Raw genomic sequence first — 18,619 nt, 5'->3', positions numbered from 1 at the left:
ACAGCGTTCTCATGGTCAACCCCCTCGAACCTAGGATGCCCATCGCCGACGCCCGTTGTGGCGCGGCGGTCTACTTCCGCGCCTACCGCCGGTGGGCCGCGGCGGTGATGTTCCTGACCATCATTCGGAAGAGGCTCCACAGCTTGCCCCAAAAGGACCGGTAGACGGTCTGGGCCCGGACGTCGTCGGCGGCCAGCAAGATCACCGAACCGACCTCCTCCCCGTCCACCAGCGCCCTGACTCGCCCACAAAGACTGCCCGCCTTGATCGGCGCCCGTAGCTGCAGGCCGCCTTCTTGGACCACCTCGACCCCACCTTCCTCGCCCCGCCGGACCGGGACGACCAGGTCGGCGGAGGCCGCCAGGGCCAGCCTCTCGCGATCCCCCCCGGCCACTCGGGCGGTCCGGAAGATCTCGCCGCGCCTGACCACCACCTTCGGGGAGAAGGTGGCAAAGCCGAAGTCGAGGAGCGCCCGGCTGTCGGCCCAGATGCCCGGGCTGCCCATGACCACCGCGACGAGCTGTAGCCCATTCCGAGTCGCCGAGGCCACGAGGCATTTCCCGGCCGAGTCGGTGAAGCCCGTCTTGACTCCATCGGCCCCGTCGTACTCCCACAGTAGACGGTTCTTGTTGCGCAGCACCCGCTCGGCATTGTGGCCCGGCCAGGCGATCTCGACCTTCTTGGTGGCGACGACCTTGGCCAGCAGCGGGTCTTCGAGGGCCGCGGCGGTGATCAGGGCCAGGTCGCGGGCGGTTGTGTAGTGGCCCGGCTCGTCAAGCCCGTGCGGGTTTCGGAAGTTGGTCTCCTCCGCCCCGATTTCCCGGGCCTTGGCGTTCATCAGCACCGCGAACCCCTCGACGCTCCCAGCCACATGCTCGGCCAGGGCCACCGCGGCGTCGTTGCCGGAGGTCAACAAGAGCCCATAGAGGAGGTCCCCGACGTCCAGGGTCTCCCCTTCCCCAAGCCAGATGCTCGAACCAGGGGTGGCCGCGGCCCGCCTTGAGGCCGTCACTTCCTGGTCGGGTTGGGCGAGCCCGGCAACGACTAGAGCGGTCATGATCTTCGTCGTGCTGGCCGGGGCTCGGCGGGCCGCGCCGTCCCTCTCCCACAGGATCCGCCGACTGTCGGCCCCCATCAGGACCGCCGAAGCAGCCCCGACCTCCGGCTCGGCCGCGGCCTCCCGGACGGTCTGGATGACTGGGTCGGCCCGCAGGGCGGCGGCGCGGCCCCATCCAGGCTGATCAACCGCCGAGGGGGCCGCGAGGACCGTGGCCACCACCGCGATGAGCAGGATGACCGGCCCGATGACGGCCAGGCGGCGCCGGCGGCCGGCCGTTCTCCATCCCCCCGCGTAAGGCGCCGGACGGCCAGCGGCCATCCGGCGCCGAGACAAATCGATGATTCTCACGTTCGGTGGCAGGTTCCTCAGAGCCGGTAATCCCGGGCCTGTCGTCGCTTGGTTGGCTCGGCGGCCTCTCCGACCGGCCGGCCCTCGACGCCCCCCGCTTCCATCGCCGGCCCCTGGCCGTCCCCGGCTCCCCCGAAGAGACCGCGCAATTCCCCGATCATCTGCGGGGCGACATCGATCAGCCGGTCGAAGACCGCCCGGCCGTCGACGGAGAGCATCCGCACGTTCCGGTTGCTGACCACCAGGAAGCCCATGGGCTGGATCGAAACGCCGGCCCCACTTCCGCCGGCGAAGGGGTTCCGGCCCTGTCCGCCGCCCTCGCCGCCGCCGCCCGACTCATCGCCCTCTTCGCCGCCTCCCTGACCCTGACTCTGACCGGCGCCGCCGGCCATGTCCCCGCCGCCGGCGGCAAAACCGAAGGCCACCCGGCTGACCGGGACGATCACCTGTCCGTCCTGGGTCTGGACGGGATCACCGACGATCGTGTTGACGTCGACCATTTCCTTGATACTCTCCATGGCCGTTCGCATCAGGCCCTGGATGGGATGTTCCGCCACCACTCATCCACTCCTAACCCGGGTGAGGCGCCGCCTTCTTCCGGCTTGCCAAACGCGCACCACGGCTCCAATAATATGGCCGGTCCGGACGGTGAATATGCAGTCCAGGCTGGCTTCAAAGGCCCGTCGCTCATAGCTTGGCACGACCTTGAACGCCGGCTGGGCCGGGCCCACCGGGACGATCCGGCGCAGTCGCGAACCGATGATACCCAGGGTCGCCCAGGCAGCACCAGTGGCCACCCCGGTCCAGAAGACCTCGCCGGTGCCGACCGTCACCTCGGCGGCGATCCGCCTGGCGACGACCCTCCGCCGGAGGTAGTCGACAACGACCTGGTAGTCAGACACGGCCGCCTCGGCCCTGGTGATCTGTTCGGCCCACCGACGCAGGGCATGAGGGACATCGAACCACGATTCGGCCGCGCCGGTGACGGCGCCGGCCGCTCCCCGTGTGGCTGCCTTGACTGGGTGGGCCGACTGATAGAGCGCCCGCCCGCCGAAGGCCGACACCGTCACCTCGAGACCTTGGTGGCCTCCTTGTCCCCGGTAGAGGACCCTGACTTCGAGGTTCTGCCGGAGCAAAAGCAAAAGAGCCGCCAGGATGACGGCGGCCCAGACCAAGAAAGCGATGGTCCCACCCCGTTTCCCGCGGCCCTAATCTACCCGACCGGCGGGTCTTTGAATCATCCGACGGCTTCAGACGTCCCGGCCAGTCCCCGCCTCATCCGGCGATGGTGCCGCGTCGGTCGGCGATTCGGCCGGCTCCCCCTGGGCCGAGGCCGCCGCTTCGACCGCCGCCCGCTCGGCCGAGCCTTCTTCGAGCCCGGGTAGATCGGCCAGGCTGCCCAGTCCGAAATGCTCCAAGAAGAGCGACGTCGTCCCATAGAGGATTGGGCGTCCGATCCCCTCCTTGCGCCCGAGCTCCCTGATCACTCCCCGCTCGAGGAGGGTGTTGAGGGGTTTGTCCACGCGGACGCCGCGGATGGCCTCGATCTCGACTTTGGTCACCGGCTGCCGGTAGGCCACGATGGCCAGGGTCTCCAGGGCCGCCGGGGTCAGCCCGGGCAGGACTTGGGGTTTCAGATAGCGGACGACGTAACCGGCATAGGCCGGTCTGGACACCAGACGGTATCCGCCGGCCACGGCCTGAACCGCGAACCCGCGCCCGTCTCGGTCGTACTCGGCGGCCAACTCGGCCAGGAGGATCGAGACTTCCTCGGGTTTGGCCTCCAGCGCCTCGGCCAAGTCGGCCAACCGGGCCGGCGCCGGGGCGGATAGGAGAACAGCCTCGAGGGCGGCCTTGCCGTTCACATTCGGCTCGATCACGATGACACCTCGCCCGCCACCGCCGCCTCATGGGCGTCCGGGGGCCGATAGTAGACGATCATCTCTCCGAAGGGCATCGGTTGCTGGACCACGACCCGCCGTTGGCGGATCAACTCGAGCACGGCCAGGAAGGAGACGACCACGTTCAGCCGCGACGGGTTTGATCCGGTGATTTGGCCGAAGTTCAGCCCCTTCCGGCTCAGCGACAACCGCCGGAGGAGCTGCCTCATCTTATCGCGCAGGGTGATCTCGTCCCGTTTGATCAGGGCCGGTTCCTCCGGCGACAGGCTCTCCGCCACTTGACGAAGGGCGGCCACCAGGTCGGCCAGGGTCACCTCCGGCGAGAGCCCGGGGGGCACGGGTTGGGCCTCCTCGGGCGGACGCCAGAACCGAAGGGCCTGAGTCTCTTCCATCCCCCTGAGGGCCGCCGCGACCTCCTTGTAGCGCCGGTACTCGATGAGGCTGTCCACCAAGGCCTGGCGCGGGTCGATCTCTTCCTCCTCGCCGTCAAGCGGTTCGGCCTTCTCCGGCTTCGGCAGCAGTTGGCGGGCCTTGAGCGCCAAGAGGGTGGCCGCCATGACCAGGAACTCGCTGGCGATCTCCAGATCCAGCTCCCGCATGGTCGCCAGATAGGCCACATACTGCTCGGTGACGGCGGCGATGGGGATGTCGTAGATGTTCAGCTCCTGCTTCTGGATCAAGTGCAGAAGGAGGTCCAAAGGCCCCTCGAAGACGGGTAGCTTCAGCTGGTACTGCGGCTCGCTATCGGCCCTGCCGAACACTGGCCACCCGCCCTCCTCCGCTTCCGGCCGCCCCTGATGATCGGTCGGTTCTTTCCGCCCGGGGCCGTCTGGACCGGCCGCTCAGATCCCCATCGCCTCGCGGACCTCGGCCAGCGTCCTCTCGGCGACGGCCCGGGCCCGGCTTGAGCCGGCTTCGAGGATCTCGTCGACCCGCCCCGGCACCTCTGTGAAGGCCCGCCGGCGTTCCTGGAGCGGGGTCATCACCGCCTGCAACCGGCTCGACAGGTTCCGCTTACATTGTACGCAGCCGATCCTTCCCGCTTTGCAGTCGACCTCGATCTGCGGCCCTTCCCCGGGGCTTAAGGCCTTGTGAAAGCGGTAGACCGTGCAGACATCGGGGTGTCCCGGATCGCTCTTGTGGATCCGGGCTGGGTCGGTGACCATCTGGTCGACCCGAGCCTTGATCTCCTGGTTCGAGGCCGACATCAGGATGTCGTTGCCGTAGCTCTTGCTCATCTTCCGCCCGTCGATGCCGGGGAGCATGGTCACCTGGTTCAACTTGGCCTGCGGCTCGGGGAAGATCTGGCCGTAGAAGTTGTTGAAGCGGCGGACGACCTCCCTGGCCAGCTCTAAATGGGGCAGCTGATCCTCACCGACCGGGACGAAATTGCCCTTGAAGACGACGATGTCGGCCGTCTGCAGGAGCGGGTAGCCGAGGAATCCGTAAGTGTTGATGTCCTTCTGGGCCAGCTGCTGCAGCTGGTCCTTATAGCTCGGGACGCGCTCCAGCCACGAGACTGGGGTCACCATCGACAGAAGGAGGTGTAGTTCGGCGATCTCCTTGACCCGCGATTGCACGTAGAACGTGCTCCTCTCCGGGTCCAACCCGGCCGTCAGCCAATCCACGGCCATCTCTCTGACGTTGTCCCGAATCGCCGAGGTGTCCTCGTAGCCCGTGGTCAGGGCGTGCCAGTCGACGATGCAGAAGAAGCAGTCATAGTCGTCCTGAAGCCTGACCCAGTTCTCCAGGGCCCCGAGGTAGTTCCCCAGGTGGAGCTTGCCGGTCGGGCGCATGCCGCTCATGATTCTCGGTTTGGCCAAGGTCACCAATCCTTTCGGGGTCGCCGGGGCCGCGCGGCGTCGGCTCCCACCTTTAGAGCCAGGCGATGGCGAAGGCGGCCGTAGCGATCAGACTGTTGACAAAGGACACCGCGGGCGACAGGATCAGCGAAACGCCCCCGGTGGCCACCAGGATCAGCAGCAGGACCGGCCCCATCCGCTGCAGTTCATCATAGCGGCGGGCCGCCTCCCAGGGGAGGAGGGCCCGCAGGACCCAGGAGCCGTCGAGGGGCGGGATCGGGAGGAGGTTGAAGACGGCCAGGGCCACGTTGAGTCCCGCAGCCAGGACCAATAGGTCATGGACGTTCGGAGACAGGTTCGGGGCGACCCGGATGACGATCCCGGTCAGAAGATAGAAGACGAAGGCCAGGACGAGATTGGTCGCCGGGCCGGCCAGGGCCACCAGCATCGAACTCCGGCGCATGTTCCCGCGCAGGCGCAAGGGATTGATTGGTACCGGCTTGGCCCAGCCGAACCCGGCCACCAGCAACAGCAGAATGCCGATGGGGTCCAGATGGGCCATCGGGTCGAGGGTCAAACGCCCGGCCAAACGAGGCGTATCGTCGCCCAGGGCCGTCGCCGCACGGGCGTGGGCGTACTCGTGGAAACTGAACGCGATGAGCAGGCCGGGGATGGTCAGCGCGAGCGTCCTGATGTCCAACAAACGGGCCATTGATAGCCCCCTTGACCGAAAACTAGGGGCCCCGTGTCGGCGAGCCCCCAATGGCTAGAAAGATTATAACACAAAGGCCTGCGGGGCAAAAGCCAGCGAGCCCGGCCTGTCCCGGAAGCCGCCCGCGGCGCGAGTCCGTCCGTCATAATCCGCCTTGTCAGGGCCATACTAGACGTGACGCGCTGCCAAACCACCCATTGCGAAGGAGGAGGCCGATGAAGAAACGAGACCTTCGTCGCCTGATCCTGTTGTTCGTGTGCCTGGCCGCCCTGGCGCTCCTCGCCGGTGCCTGCAAGCAGGCCGCGCCTCAGGAAAAGGTGGTCGAGAAACCGGTTGTCCAGATTCCGCCCCCGGACGTCGCCCCCAACGGCTGTTCAGACTGCCACAAAAAAGAGGCCGACAAAGACTACACCCTGGCCGCGGAGGCCAAGAAGGCCAACCCCAGTCACCCGGCCGTGAGCGCGACGGCCACGGTCAAGGACTGTGTCGTGTGCCACGGCGGAGCGGGGAAGAGCGGGGCCAAGCCCTTCCGGACGTTCCTGCACAAGGCCCATCTCAACTCCCAGAACTTTGGGCCCAAGCTCCATGGTTACTGCAACTCCTGCCATGCCATGGACGCCAACACCGGGCTGATCTCAGTCAAAGGCCTGCCCGCCCCGACCACCTAATCCCGGCAAGGCCGGTGGGTTCCGAACCACCGCCGCCTCGCCAAGAAGCCTCGAAGAAGAAACGGGGAGCAGCGCCGAAAAGCTCTGCTCCCCGTCTATTCTCCGGACTTAGGCCGGCGGTGACGCTCGACCACCCGGTCGGCGGCTTCGCGCATCCGGTTCACCGCCGTCCCGTCGACCGACCGGTAACGCCGTCTGGCCTCGGGAATCGGTCGGCCCAGTTCCCTCAGAGTCGCCTGGCGGAGGTCGTCGAGGAATCCCTGCGACCCCTCAACCATTGGTTTTCGCCTGCGGGCCATGCCATCGGTCCCTCCTCGTCGCCCCGGACGGCCGTCCGGGTAGTCTTGTGACGAGGCTTATTATCCCCGCTCCGGGCCGTCCTTAACGGGCGCGACCGGCGCGGGCCCAGCGGCGGCCCCCGCGCCTGCCCCAGCCGCGACTTCCGCCCTGACTCTCCTGACCGCCTCGGTCAGCAGGGCCGACGTTTCCTCAGCCGCGGCCAGCAGGCGGGCGGCGGCCGGGTCGCCCGGGTCGGGGACGGCCCGCAGGCGCCTGGCCAGAGTCAGGGTCGCGCGCTCCAGGCGGAAGGCGGCCAGAAGGGCGTCGCCCGGGGGCAGACGCCGCGCGGTCATGGCTTCGGTGAGCCGCTGGACCTGGCCCGAGAGCCCGGCCACCGTCCGGCCCAGTTCCTCGAGGTTGGCTCGACGCAAGGCAACCCTTCCCTCCGGAGGCACAAGTCCGGCCGGTGCGGGGCATCACCCAGATGGCTTCGTCGAAATCATAACCTCTCCCGACCGCGGTGGTCAAGTCACCCCCACTCCCCGACAAGTCGTCCGCCTGATCGACCGCCCATCCGGGCCCCTGTCGCCGCCCGGGACGGTTCGCCTGACCGCCGCCCTATGAAACAAAGGAGAGCAGTCTCTGCTCTCCTGTTTCCTTGCTGAAGCGGTTACGGACGGTTGCTTACCGCCGAGTGGTCGTCCCACCAGTCGTTCCGCCGGCGGTCGTGCCGCGGACGGTGCCGCCTACCGTGCCGCCTGCGCCACCGGCGCCACCAGCGCCACCGGCGAAGATGCCTCCTCCAGTGCCGCCAGCCAGGCTTTGCTCAGCCAACTGGATCATGTTCCGGACCATGTGGCCGCCTACCGCGCCGCACTGACGGGCCGGAAGGTCGCCCCAGTATCCGTCCTGCGGCGGATTGACCCCGATCTGGCTGGCCACCTGATACTTGAAGTTGTCGAGGGCCGGCCGAGCCTGCTGCACGAGGGCTTTGTTACTCCTGGAACCAGTACCCATTAGTCGTCACCTCACTTTCCTTTCGTTCTAAGGCTATGGTTCACCCCGCCCGACGGTGGCATACCATGAATCTTTTGGCAGGGATAGCGGCGAAACCCTACTTGTGCAGGCATTTTCGACCAGTTTCCGGCCTGCGTTATGGTAACAGGATATGGACCCGGTCGGCGCCGTGGCGCCGCCGGGTCCATGGGCCCAACTGCTTAGCCTAGGTTCATCGGCCGGCGATGGCCGCTGTGGTCAAGCGTGCAGCTCCTTGATCTCCCCCGTCTCCATGTAGATGACCCTCTCGCCCATGTTGGTGATGTGGTCGGCGATCCGCTCCAGACACCGCGTGATCATGAGCAGGTGGACGGCCTGGAAGACCAGGCTCGAGTCCCTCTCCATGAACTGGATGAGTTCCTCGAAGAGACTCTTGAAGAGGTGGTCCACCCCGTCGTCGTCCCTGATCATCTGGTGAATCAGGTTGAGGTCTCGGGTGACGAACCCCTCGAGGCTCTCGCGAAGCATCTTCTGCACCAGCTCGGCCATTTTCGGGATGTCGATGAGGGGTTTGAACAACGGCCTGTCGGCCAGCTTGACGGCCTCTTTGGCGATGTCCACGGCGTAGTCGCCGACCCGTTCGACGTCGGTGATGATCTTCATCGCCGCGGCGATGGTCCGGAGGTCCTTGGCCATCGGCTGCTGGAGGGCGATCAGCCGCAGGCACTTGGACTCGATCTCCAGGTTCAACCGGTCGACCTCATCGTCCATGCTCATCACCGCGTCGGCCAAGGCCACGTCCCGATTGGCCAGGGCCTGCAGGGACTTATGGACCATGTCCTCGGCGACCATCCCCATCTTCAGGAGGTCTTTCTGGAGGACCTGCAACTCACGATCGAAGCTTTCCCTGACCGACACGAGTACTACCCCCTTGGACAGTCTCTTATAGCTTCCCGGTGACATAACGCTCGGTCCGCTGGTCGCGCGGGTTGGTGAAGATCTGATCGGTCTCCCCGTGTTCGACCAAGTCCCCGCTCAGCATGAAGACGGTCCGGTCGGAGGCGCGGGCGGCCTGCTGCATGTTATGAGTGACGATGACTATCGTGTATTCCTTCCGGAGCTCCTTCATGAGTTCCTCGATCCTGAGCGTGGAGATGGGGTCCAGGGCGGAGGCCGGCTCGTCGAGGAGGATGACTTCCGGCTCGACGGCGACCAGACGAGCGATGCATAGGAGCTGGCGGTTGCCGAGGGACAGATCGAGGGCCGGGGCGCCCAGGCGGTCCCTCAGCTCGCCCCACAGCCCCACCGCGGCAAGGCTTCTTTCCACTATTTCGGACAAACGGGCCCGGTTCTTCAGCCCGTGGACCCTGGGGCCGTAGGCTACGTTATCGAAGACCGACAGCGGAAAGACGTTGGGCCGCTGGAAGACCATCCCCACCGTCTTCCTGAGCTTAATCAGGTCTTGCTTGCGCGAGTAGATGTCGTGCCCGTCCAGGAGCACCTCGCCCTCGATCCTGATCCCCGGGAGGGCGTCATTCATCCGGTTCAGGCAGCGCAGGAGGGTCGACTTGCCGCAGCCCGACGGACCGATGATGGCCGTGATCCGATGGGCGTAGAAAGTCAGGGACACCTGGTGCAGGGCGTGGTGCCGCCCATAGAACAGGCTCAGCTGGCGGACGGCGATCTTCGGGCTGAGCCCGTCGTGCTCGGTGGTTGGCAAGACTCGCGACCCTCCTTAGTCGGGTGGTCGGGCGGCCCGGCCGCCGTGGATCAGGCTAGCCGAAGCGGCCGGAGATGTAGTCCTCCGTCCGCCGGTCACGCGGCCGCGTGAAGAGCCTCTGACTCGGCCCGAATTCGACCAGTTCGCCGAGGTAGAAGAAAGCCACGCGGTCCCCCACCCGGGCGGCCTGCTGCGGATTGTGGGTCACCAGGACGATGGTGTAGGTATCCCGCAGCTGCTTGAGAAGTTCCTCGATGCGCAGGGTGGAGATGGGGTCGAGGCCCGAGGTCGGCTCGTCGAGGAGGATGACCTCCGGTTCGACGGCCAGGACCCTGGCGATGGACAGCCGCTGCTGTTGGCCGCCGGAAAGGCGGAGGGCCGAGTCGCCCAGGCGGTCCTTAACCTCATCCCAGAGGATCGCGTCGCGGAGGCCCTTCTCGACAATCTCGTCGAGCCGGGCCCGTCCGGACACTCCGTGCAGGCGGGGCCCGTAGGCCACGTTGTCGTAGATCGATAGGGGCAGGGGCACGGGCAAGGCGAAGACCATCCCCACCCGCCTTCTGACCTCGGCCGGGTCGGCCCCGCCCCCGTAGACGTCAAGGCCGTCGAGGGCGACCTGACCGGTCCGCTTGGTCCCCGGGACCGTGTCATTGAGCCGGTTGAAGGTCCGCAGGAGGGTCGTTTTCCCGCTCCCGGTCGGGCCCATGATGGTCAGGAGGTCGTTCGGCTCGACGTCGAGCGAGACATCCTTCAGGGCCTGCACGTCGCCGTAGAAGAAACTCAGTCCTCGCGCTGAAAGCTTGGGTTCTCCCGCTCTGGGCATGGTGGCTCCTTAAGGGGTCATGAGTGCCTGGCGATGAACCGCTGCAGAAGCCAGTAGGCCACGAAGTTGATGGCCAGGATCGAGAGGACCAGGATGGCCGCGGTACCGTAGGCGTTGGGCATCGAGATGCCCTCGCGGGCAAGGATGTAAAAGTGGACCGACATCGTCCGGACCGGGTCGAAAAGGGAGGTCGGGAGGCGAAGCGACGAGCCGGCGGTGAAGATGACGGCCGCCGTCTCCCCGATGCTCCTCCCCATGCCGAGCATCACCCCGGTCAGGATGCCCGGCAGAGCCGATGGCAGGACCGACCGGGTGACCGTTTGCCACTTCGTCCCGCCCAGGGCATAGCTGATCTCGCGGTAAGAGTCGGGGACCGCCTTGATGGCCTCCTCCGAGGTGCGGATGATCGTTGGCAGGATCATCGCCGCCAGGGTCAGCGCCCCGGACAGGATCGACCAACCGAGCCCCAGGTAGATGACGAAAAAGATGAATCCGAAGAGCCCGAAGATGATCGACGGAATCCCGGCCAGGCTCTCGGCCCCGAAGCGGACGATCTTGGTGGCCGGCCCGGGGCGGGTGTACTCGGTCAGGTAGATGGCCGTACCCACGCCCAGCGGTGTGGCGACGGCCACGGCCAGGATGGTCAGGGCGGCCGTCCCGACGATGGTCGGCAGGATCCCGCCGGTCCGGCCCATCTCCCGCGGTGACTCGCTGATGAACGGCCAGGAGAGGACGGGCAGTCCGCGGACCAGGATGAAGCCGATGATGAAGACGAGGATCCCGAGGGTGACGGCGGCGCTGCCCCAGAGGATGGCGACGGCCGTTCGGTTGGCTACGACAGGGCGATTCATCGGGCTGCCCCCCGCCTCGCCCGGCCCTTAGCCGGCGTCGTCAGGCTGGCCAGGATCGAAAGGATCATGATGATCACGAAGAGGATCACCCCGGTCCCGAAGAGGGCCTGCCGGTGTAAGCCGGCGGCGTAGCCCATCTCCAGGGCGATGTTGCTGGTCAGGGTCCGGACCGGAGCCAACAGCGAGCCGGGCACCTGGGTGGCGTTGCCGGCGACCATGATCACGGCCATCGTCTCGCCGATGGCCCGCCCCATCCCCAGGATGACGCCGGCCAGGATGCCCGATCGGGCGGCCGGCAGGAGAACCATGTAGATGGTCTGCCACTTGGTCGCCCCGAGAGCCGTCGAGCCGTCCCGGTAGTAAGCGGGCACGGCCTTGAGGGAGTCGTAGGAGATGCTGATGACCGTCGGCAGGATCATGATCCCGAGGACGATCGACGAGGCCAGGACGGAAAACCCGGGGCCGCCGAGATGGTCACGGATCAGCGGCACCAGGATGACCAGCCCGATGAACCCATAGATCACCGAGGGGATCCCGGCCAACAGCTCGATGGCCGGCTTGACCACCCGGGCGACGTTGGGCGGCGCCACCTCGGACAGGAAGACCGCCCCGGCCAATGACAGCGGCACTCCGATGATCAGGGCGCCGACGGTGACGTAGAGCGACCCGACGATCATCGGAAAGATCCCGAAGGCCTGCCGCGATGGGGCCCACCGGTGTCCGGAGACGAACGACCACAGTCCGGTCTTGGCGATGGCCGGGATGCCGCCGACAAAGATGAACACCGTGATCAGGGCCAAGACGGCGATGGACGAAAAGGCGATGGCCGTGAGGACCCGCTCGACGCCCTTCTCGCTTAGTCCCGGACGGCGCTTCCTGGTCAGTACCTGTTCCTTCAACAAGCTAACCTCCGATGGCCGGGTTGGCCGGGACGAGTCCCTCTTTCAGCAGGATGGTCTGGCCTTCCGAGCCCAGGACGTAGTCGAGGAAGCGCCTGACTCCCTCCGGCGGATCGCCCTTGGTCAAGAAGAGGAACGGGCGGACCAGCGGGTATTGCTTGCTCCTGGCGGTCTGCAGGGTCGGCTGGACACCGTCCAGCGAGACGGCCTTGACCCGGCTGTCGACCAGCCCCAGTGAAAGGTAGCCGATGGCGTTGCGGTCGCCGGCCACCGTCTCCCGGACCGACCCATTGGAGTCCTGGACAAGGGCCGACGGCGTCAGGGCGACCTCCTTAAGGACCCCTTCGTCAAACGAGCTGCGGGTCCCCGAGCCCTCCTCGCGGCTGATCACGGTGATGGCGCGGTCGGGCCCGCCGAATTGCTTCCAGTTGGTCACCGTCCCCGAGAAGACCGCCCGCACCTGAGCCTTGGTCAAGGCCTCGACCGGGTTCTGGGGGTTGACGATGATGGCGATGGCGTCGTGGGCGATGATGTACTCCTTCAAAACCGCCTTCTCATCGGGCTTCAAGTCACGGGAAGACATCCCGATCTGGGCCGCCCCTTCGATGGCCGCCTGGATCCCGGCACTCGAACCGCCGCCCTGGACGTTGATGGGCGGGGCGCCCCCGCCTGCCATGTACGACTCGGCCAGGAACTCCGCGAAGGGCTGGACCGAAGTCGAGCCGGCCGCGGTGATCGAGGCCCCCACTCTCGGCGTCCGGCGGCAGCCCGCCCCGGCGATGAGCAGGGTGATGGCCAGGGCCACGATGGCCGATGCCGCCGCCGCTCGCCCGGCCCACCTGATCCGATCGGAGAAGAGCATCTGGATGAGCAGTCCTTTCGACAACGGGGTCCGCGGTGGACCCTTCTTTGTGGCCGGGCCTACCTGGTCATAAGCTCCCCAAAATGACAATAAGCCCGCACCCCTGGCGCGGGTTCTTACTTTCGACCTGCTTCACCGTTTTTCCTTTGTGGCTTCCGTTTCTTCTGCCAGAAGGCGGTCTCTCCGCTCGAGGGCCGCCTTGTACTGATCGAGAATGGTCTGTTCGCCGGCGTCGGTGAGAACCCGGATCTGCTCGCCTTCCCAGTCTCTCTTGACATTGCCGAAAGCCGGCAGCCCTTCGCGGCGTCGAAAAACAAAGTACGCCACATAGCCCAAAAGGATCCAGGCCGGCCCGGCGATCCGCCCGATGGCGTGGGTCGCCACCACCAGGGCCCAGATGAAGATGCTCCCGGCCAAGCCCAGGAAGCCCATGATCGGCACGTCGACGACATGCCCTCGGAACTTGGTCTTGAAGTTGATCGGCACCTTGTACGGCCGGGGCGAGAAGGGGTCGGCGAAGCGCAGCCGGATTAGGGAGATGAGGACCAAGATATAGCCGGTCACGGCGCCGAAGGCGTACATGTTGCCGAGGGTGTCATAGGCGTTGGCCGACAGCGAGGCCAGGATGACCTCGGCGATGGCGATCATTGAGAAGACCAGGATCGTCCGGTACGGCGTCTGGTGGACCGGGTGGACGGCCGAGAACCACTTTGGGAGCAGGCGAAAGTTGCTCATCGACCAAGTGATCCGGGAGTAGCCCATGACCCCGGTGTTGGCCGAGGCGAAGACGAGGGTCGCCGCCAAGATGGCGGTGAATGGCCCGGCGATGAAGCCGATGATCGGAATATGCTTGGCCAAGACCGCCACCGGATCGCCCTGATTGGCGGCGATCACCTGCCAGGGCAAGATGCCCAGGCTGAGGATGGAGAAGCTGAGGGCGTAGATGAGGACGGTGAAGATCAGGGCCAGGGAGGTCCGGGGAACGATGGTCGCCGGCCGGAGGGTCTCCTCGGCGGCTTGGGAGATGGACTCCAAGCCGACGAAGGAGATGATGGCGATGGAAGCCCCGTAGAGGAAGTCATGACGGGACGGAAACTGGTTGACGAACTGATAGGTGAAGAAGTCGGGGTTGAAGGCAAAGAGGAAGCCGAAGAGGATGATGACCGATTCGTTGACCATATCGGCGGCGCAGAAGATCTCGTTCATCCTCGAGGACTCGCGGATTCCCCGAAGGTTCAGGAAGATCAGGAAGCCGATCCCCAGGACGGCCTCGATGGCCAGCCACGGCTGCTTCTGAAGAGCCGGGAAGAAGAAGTTGACGTAGCCGGCCGCCGACAGGGCAAAGAGCGAGACGTCAATGGTGAAGTCGAGGAGGAGCGCCCAGCCCGAGGTAAACCCAAGAAAGTCGCCCAGCCCCCGTAAGGTGTAATAGTGGCCGCCGCCGGCCACCGGGTAGGTCGCCGCCAGTTCCGTGTAGGCCAACCCGATGAACACATAGATCAGGCCGGTCATGGCGAAGGCCGCCGGCGTGCCGCCGTGGGCCGCCCCCATGACCAGACCGAGGGCCACGTAGACGTCGGCCCCGACATCGGCGTAGCCCCAGGTGAACGAGCCCCAGGTGCCGATGGCCCGGCGCAGACCCTGTTTCTCTTCCTTCTGAGTGAACTCGACCGTCTCTACCCGTTTCATATCCCTTAATCTTGCCCCGGGGACGCACCGGTAAACAACTGGCCCGCCTCGAGCGAGGCGGGCCTCATGGTTCTCGATTTGCGGCTTCTGCGGGGACGACTGGCGTCCCCCCTACTTCGTCTGCTCCAGCATCTTCTTGACCTCGTCGGCCTGGCTCCCGGTCGGGTAGGCGGCCAGGTATTGCTGGATGGCAGCGGCTGCTCCGGCCTTGTCCTTCTTCCCGTTGAGCAGGACGACCACCCGGTTATACAGGGCGTTCTGATACTTCGGGTCGACCTTCAGGACCTGGTCGTACTTCTGCAGGGCGGCGTCGGAGTTGCCCGAGTAGTAGTAGGCCGTGCCCAGGTCGGTCACGACGGCCAGGTCGCCCGGCTTCAGGGATACCGCCTGCTCATAATAGCTGATTGCCTTGACATAGTCCCCGGCGGCGTAATAGACGTTGCCCAGCGAGGTCAGGGCCTCCAGGTCGGACGGGTTCTGCTGGAGCCGGGCCTCGAGAGCGGCCGCCCCAGCCGGCGCGCCGTTGGAGCCGGAAGGCGAGCCCGAAGTCCCCGGACGGGCCGCCGAGCCACCCCGCCCGCTCACCCCGATGCCGATGACCACTCCGAGCCCGACGGCCACCAGCAACCCGACGACGATCATGAAGACGTTGGTCAAGTTATCACGGCGCGGCCCGCTACGCGCGGTCTGGCCGGCCTGTCTGGCACGATGGCGATCGCGTTTGGACATTGTGACACCCCCCGCAAACTACGACTCCATTCTAGCATAGGCCGGACTCTTTGAGCATTAGTTGCAGGATTTACTAATCTAAGTTTAATTTGCTCAGGCGCCGGCGGGGCCTTCCCATCACTTCTTCTTCCCCCGCTCCGCGCCGTCGTAAGGGATCGGCACGTACTGAACGGAGGGGCGCCTCGTGGCCGGTTGCGGATAGAGGTCCATCATCTCGTAGACCTCGACCGGCAGGCCGACCTGGACCGGCAGGCCCATGGCCTGAAGCTTCTCGAAGGTGATCGGATAGTCGTGCGTCCACTGACCCTTGGTCAATTCGTCGGCGATCCGCTCGGCCTCGTCGGCCGGTCGCTTCTTCTTGAGCAGGTCGGTCACGGCCTCTTTGACCTGCCGCATCGCCTTCTTCGAGACATCGGCCAGGATCAAGGTCTTGTCGTCGATTTCGTCGGTCTTCTTGATCCTGGTCACTTCGAGGATCGAGGCCGCCGGGTACTCGCCGATCTGCGGATCGACCGGGCCGAGGACGGCGTTCTCGTCCATCATGATCTCATCGGCGGCCAGGGCCAACAGGGTCCCGCCGGACATCGCGTAGTGAGGGACGAGGCAGGTGACCTTGCCCTTATGCTTCTGGACGGCCAGGGCGATCTGCTCGGCGGCCAGGACCAAGCCCCCCGGCGTGTGGAGGATGATGTCGATGGGCATGTCTTCCGGGGTCAGCCGGATGGCCCGGAGGACGGCCTCGGAATCCTCGATGTCGATGAACTTGGCCAATTGAATCCCGAACAGGCTCAGGGCTTCTTGCCGGTGGATCAGGGTGATGACCCTCGTTCCCCGCCTGACCTCCAGCCGCCGGAGGGCCCGGAAACGGGCCGTCCCGATGGCCCGCTGGCGCAGCCACGGGTTCAGGAAAGTCCAGATGATCAGGGCGATCCAGATGATGTTGCTCCACGACGTCGAGGCCAATGACGAATCCCCCTTTTGGCCGGCGACCCTACCCGTGCGCCGTCCCGCCCTCATTGTCCCCCACCGCCCGCCCGCATACGCCCAAGCCACGCCGGCGGAATACGTTGCCAGCGGGCTGTGACAGAATACATCCAGTTACTCCACGCGTCCCGGTCTCGGCGGCATTTCTTTGGGGGGGTGTTTAGCTCTTGGACGGAGGATACATGGGGAAGCTCCTCTACGTCGATCTGGAGAACCACAGGACTGAGGATAAGCCTCTTGATGACGATTTTCTCTTGAAGTGGCTGGGGGGCTACGGCATCGGGGCCCGACTGTTGTATGACCTGGTCCCGGCGGGAGCCGACGCGCTCGGGCCCGAGAACGTCCTCGGGCTCATCACCGGGCCGCTCACCGGCACCCCGGCCATCGTCGGGTCGCGCTACGAGGCGGTCGGCAAGTCTCCGCTCACCGGGGGATGGGGCGACGCCAACAGCGGCGGCGACTTCGGCCCCTTCCTCAAGATGGCCGGCTACGACGGGGTGATCGTCACCGGACGCTCCTCGAGCCCAGTCTACCTGGCCATCGATGACGGCCAGGCAGAGGTGCGCGACGCCGGCGAGTTGTGGGGACTCGACACCCACGACACGGAGGGGATCATCCGCGAGCGGATGGGCAAGGACACGGCCGTCGCCTGCATCGGACCGGCCGGCGAGAAGAAGTCCTTGATCGCCTGCATCATCAATGACCTCGGGCGGGCCGCCGGACGGTCGGGGCTCGGGGCGGTGATGGGGTCGAAGAACCTCAAGGCGGTGGCCGCCCGCGGCCGGCACAAGATCCCCCTGGCCGACCCGGAGAAGGCCCAGGAACTGCGCCAGTTCTACCTACCGCGGTTGGCCGGGCCGCTTTACGACACTCTTCATAACTTCGGGACCTCGGGTGTCCTCGAGGGGCTGGTCGCCGGCGGGGATACCCCCGTCCGTAACTGGTCCGACGCGGGTCTGGAGGCCTTCCCGGGGGCAGCCAAGATCGGCGGGGACGCCATGCACGAGCTGGAGATCAAGGGCTACGGCTGCTATCGCTGCCCGATCGGCTGCGGCGGCATCGTCTCCGTGTCCTCCGGCCCCTACAAGGTCGACCAGACCCACAAGCCCGAGTATGAGACCATCGGGGCCTTCGGGACCATGTGCGGTAACGACAACCTCGAGTCGATCATCATGGCCAACCACCTCTGCAACCGGTTCGGTCTGGACACCATCTCCACCGGCAGCACCATCGCCTTCGCCATCGACCTCTTCGAGCACGGGATCATCGACCGGCACGAGACCGACGGTCTCGAACTCCGCTGGGGCAACCACGAGGCCATCGTGGAGCTCATCGGGAAGACCGCCCGGCGGGAAGGATTCGGCGACGTCCTGGCCGATGGAACCAAGCGGGCGGCCGAGAAGATCGGCCGTGGCGCCGAGGCTTACGCCGTGCAGATCGGCGGCCAGGAGGTGCCGATGCACGACCCACGCTTCGACCCGGCGATGGGCACCACCTACCTGACCGACCCGACCCCGGCCCGCCATACCCAGGGTTCCGAGGGGCTGGTCCCGCCGGGCTTCGATCTCCCTGAGCGGGACCGGCGCAACTATGCCGGGCGCGGCCAGGACCACCGGGCCATGTCCAACCTCCTTCACGTGGTCAACTCCATCGGCTGCTGCGAGTTCTCCTTCTGGAGCATCGACTATCACTCCATCCCGGCCTTCCTGACCGCCGTCACCGGCCGCGACTGGAACATCGGCGAGTTGCTCACCATCGGCGAGCGGACGGAGACCATCCGCCAGGCCTTCGACCTCCGGGAGGGGGTCAACCCCCGCCGTTGGAAGGCCCCCGATCGCGTCTTCGGCCGGCCGCCGCTGGCCCGCGGGCCGCTGGCCGGGCTGACGGTCGACATCGACCGGCTGGTCGAGGACTACTATGAGGCCATGGACTGGGACCTCGAGACCGGCAAGCCGAGCCGCGAACGGCTGCTCGCCCTGGGCCTCGAAGACATCGCCGACGACCTTCACGGTCACCCGGCGGCGATGGAACGACACCAGGAATTGCACCCGGTCACCTGAAGAAGAGGACAAGCCTGCACCACGCTACGGCTTGAAGCAAGGACCCGGGCCCCGCTCCGCGCGAGGCCCGGGTCGCTATTCCAGACGTCGAGTTATTCCAGACGCGACGATCAGACCGTCAATCGTCATCCGGCCTGAAGGGCTTCCCTCGCCCGCCGACCCCAGCTGGGGTCGGCCAGCAACCCGCGCCCCACGGCCACCAGATCCGTCCGGCCCTCCCGGACGATCTTGTCGGC

The 18,619-nt window shown here is 66.2% G+C and carries 21 protein-coding genes; 2 read left to right on the top strand and 19 right to left on the bottom strand.

Annotated features, from left to right (window positions below; genetic code table 11):
* Window positions 1-82: 82 nt before the first annotated feature.
* From VGL40_03560 to VGL40_03530, 7 genes are all read right to left on the bottom strand, one after another.
* Window positions 83-1,408 carry a D-alanyl-D-alanine carboxypeptidase family protein gene (locus tag VGL40_03560; GenBank protein HEY3314347.1) on the bottom strand — a complete coding sequence of 442 codons (1,326 nt, stop codon included), beginning with the start codon at window positions 1,406-1,408 and terminating at the stop codon, window positions 83-85.
* A gap of 17 nt (window positions 1,409-1,425) precedes the next feature.
* Window positions 1,426-1,965, bottom strand: coding sequence for a GerW family sporulation protein (gene ytfJ / locus VGL40_03555; protein HEY3314346.1), 540 nt, complete (start codon window positions 1,963-1,965; stop codon window positions 1,426-1,428).
* Window positions 1,966-1,968: 3 nt separating this feature from the next.
* Window positions 1,969-2,583: a DUF2953 domain-containing protein gene (locus VGL40_03550; GenBank protein HEY3314345.1), complete on the bottom strand. Its 615-nt coding sequence runs from the start codon at window positions 2,581-2,583 to the stop codon at window positions 1,969-1,971.
* A 75-nt stretch (window positions 2,584-2,658) separates the two neighbouring features.
* Entirely contained in the window at window positions 2,659-3,288 is a 630-nt protein-coding gene (gene scpB, locus VGL40_03545) for an SMC-Scp complex subunit ScpB (GenBank protein ID HEY3314344.1), read from the bottom strand.
* Window positions 3,285-4,070, bottom strand: a complete 786-nt coding sequence (locus tag VGL40_03540; GenBank protein ID HEY3314343.1) for a segregation/condensation protein A — start codon at window positions 4,068-4,070, stop codon at window positions 3,285-3,287. The genes scpB and VGL40_03540 overlap by 4 nt, the downstream gene beginning before the upstream one ends.
* Window positions 4,071-4,151: 81 nt before the next feature.
* Window positions 4,152-5,132: a tryptophan--tRNA ligase gene (gene trpS, locus VGL40_03535; GenBank protein ID HEY3314342.1), complete on the bottom strand. Its 981-nt coding sequence runs from the start codon at window positions 5,130-5,132 to the stop codon at window positions 4,152-4,154.
* Between the two features lie 52 nt (window positions 5,133-5,184).
* Window positions 5,185-5,823 (bottom strand): site-2 protease family protein, encoded by a 639-nt coding sequence (locus VGL40_03530; protein HEY3314341.1) that lies wholly within the window; start codon window positions 5,821-5,823, stop codon window positions 5,185-5,187.
* Between the two features lie 215 nt (window positions 5,824-6,038).
* On the opposite strand from VGL40_03530, the gene VGL40_03525 reads away from it, so the two are divergent.
* A complete protein-coding gene (locus tag VGL40_03525; protein ID HEY3314340.1) occupies window positions 6,039-6,491 on the top strand; it encodes a hypothetical protein in 453 nt (150 codons plus the stop codon).
* 95 nt (window positions 6,492-6,586) lie between these two features.
* On the opposite strand, the gene VGL40_03520 is transcribed toward VGL40_03525, so the two are convergent.
* The 12 genes from VGL40_03520 to VGL40_03465 form a co-directional block, all read right to left on the bottom strand.
* Window positions 6,587-6,790, bottom strand: a complete 204-nt coding sequence (locus tag VGL40_03520; GenBank protein HEY3314339.1) for a hypothetical protein — start codon at window positions 6,788-6,790, stop codon at window positions 6,587-6,589.
* Between the two features lie 60 nt (window positions 6,791-6,850).
* Window positions 6,851-7,201 carry a hypothetical protein gene (locus VGL40_03515; GenBank protein ID HEY3314338.1) on the bottom strand — a complete coding sequence of 117 codons (351 nt, stop codon included), beginning with the start codon at window positions 7,199-7,201 and terminating at the stop codon, window positions 6,851-6,853.
* Between the two features lie 253 nt (window positions 7,202-7,454).
* Window positions 7,455-7,754 carry an alpha/beta-type small acid-soluble spore protein gene (locus VGL40_03510; GenBank protein ID HEY3314337.1) on the bottom strand — a complete coding sequence of 100 codons (300 nt, stop codon included), beginning with the start codon at window positions 7,752-7,754 and terminating at the stop codon, window positions 7,455-7,457.
* 270 nt (window positions 7,755-8,024) lie between these two features.
* The gene (gene phoU / locus VGL40_03505; protein ID HEY3314336.1) at window positions 8,025-8,684 is read right to left on the bottom strand and encodes a phosphate signaling complex protein PhoU; all 660 of its coding nucleotides are present in this window, start codon (window positions 8,682-8,684) and stop codon (window positions 8,025-8,027) included.
* 25 nt (window positions 8,685-8,709) lie between these two features.
* A complete protein-coding gene (gene pstB / locus VGL40_03500) occupies window positions 8,710-9,486 on the bottom strand; it encodes a phosphate ABC transporter ATP-binding protein PstB (GenBank protein ID HEY3314335.1) in 777 nt (258 codons plus the stop codon).
* A gap of 55 nt (window positions 9,487-9,541) precedes the next feature.
* Window positions 9,542-10,309, bottom strand: a complete 768-nt coding sequence (gene pstB, locus VGL40_03495; protein HEY3314334.1) for a phosphate ABC transporter ATP-binding protein PstB — start codon at window positions 10,307-10,309, stop codon at window positions 9,542-9,544.
* 17 nt (window positions 10,310-10,326) lie between these two features.
* Window positions 10,327-11,160: a phosphate ABC transporter permease PstA gene (gene pstA, locus VGL40_03490; protein ID HEY3314333.1), complete on the bottom strand. Its 834-nt coding sequence runs from the start codon at window positions 11,158-11,160 to the stop codon at window positions 10,327-10,329.
* Entirely contained in the window at window positions 11,157-12,059 is a 903-nt protein-coding gene (pstC, locus tag VGL40_03485; protein HEY3314332.1) for a phosphate ABC transporter permease subunit PstC, read from the bottom strand. Before pstC ends, pstA begins: the two co-directional genes overlap by 4 nt.
* A gap of 4 nt (window positions 12,060-12,063) precedes the next feature.
* A complete protein-coding gene (locus VGL40_03480; GenBank protein ID HEY3314331.1) occupies window positions 12,064-12,945 on the bottom strand; it encodes a phosphate ABC transporter substrate-binding protein in 882 nt (293 codons plus the stop codon).
* 108 nt (window positions 12,946-13,053) lie between these two features.
* Complete coding sequence (locus VGL40_03475; GenBank protein HEY3314330.1) at window positions 13,054-14,610, bottom strand: amino acid permease; 1,557 nt, start codon at window positions 14,608-14,610, stop codon at window positions 13,054-13,056.
* Between the two features lie 111 nt (window positions 14,611-14,721).
* Complete coding sequence (locus VGL40_03470) at window positions 14,722-15,339, bottom strand: tetratricopeptide repeat protein (protein ID HEY3314329.1); 618 nt, start codon at window positions 15,337-15,339, stop codon at window positions 14,722-14,724.
* A gap of 117 nt (window positions 15,340-15,456) precedes the next feature.
* Complete coding sequence (locus VGL40_03465; GenBank protein HEY3314328.1) at window positions 15,457-16,302, bottom strand: ATP-dependent Clp protease proteolytic subunit; 846 nt, start codon at window positions 16,300-16,302, stop codon at window positions 15,457-15,459.
* A 188-nt stretch (window positions 16,303-16,490) separates the two neighbouring features.
* On the opposite strand from VGL40_03465, the gene VGL40_03460 reads away from it, so the two are divergent.
* Complete coding sequence (locus VGL40_03460; GenBank protein HEY3314327.1) at window positions 16,491-18,383, top strand: aldehyde ferredoxin oxidoreductase family protein; 1,893 nt, start codon at window positions 16,491-16,493, stop codon at window positions 18,381-18,383.
* Window positions 18,384-18,619 lie beyond the last annotated feature (236 nt).

This window comes from Bacillota bacterium (assembly GCA_036504675.1).
Classification (GTDB): Bacteria; Bacillota; Sulfobacillia; order JAJYWN01; family JAJZPE01; genus DASXUT01.
This window is presented reverse-complemented; position numbering and strand designations above follow the sequence as displayed.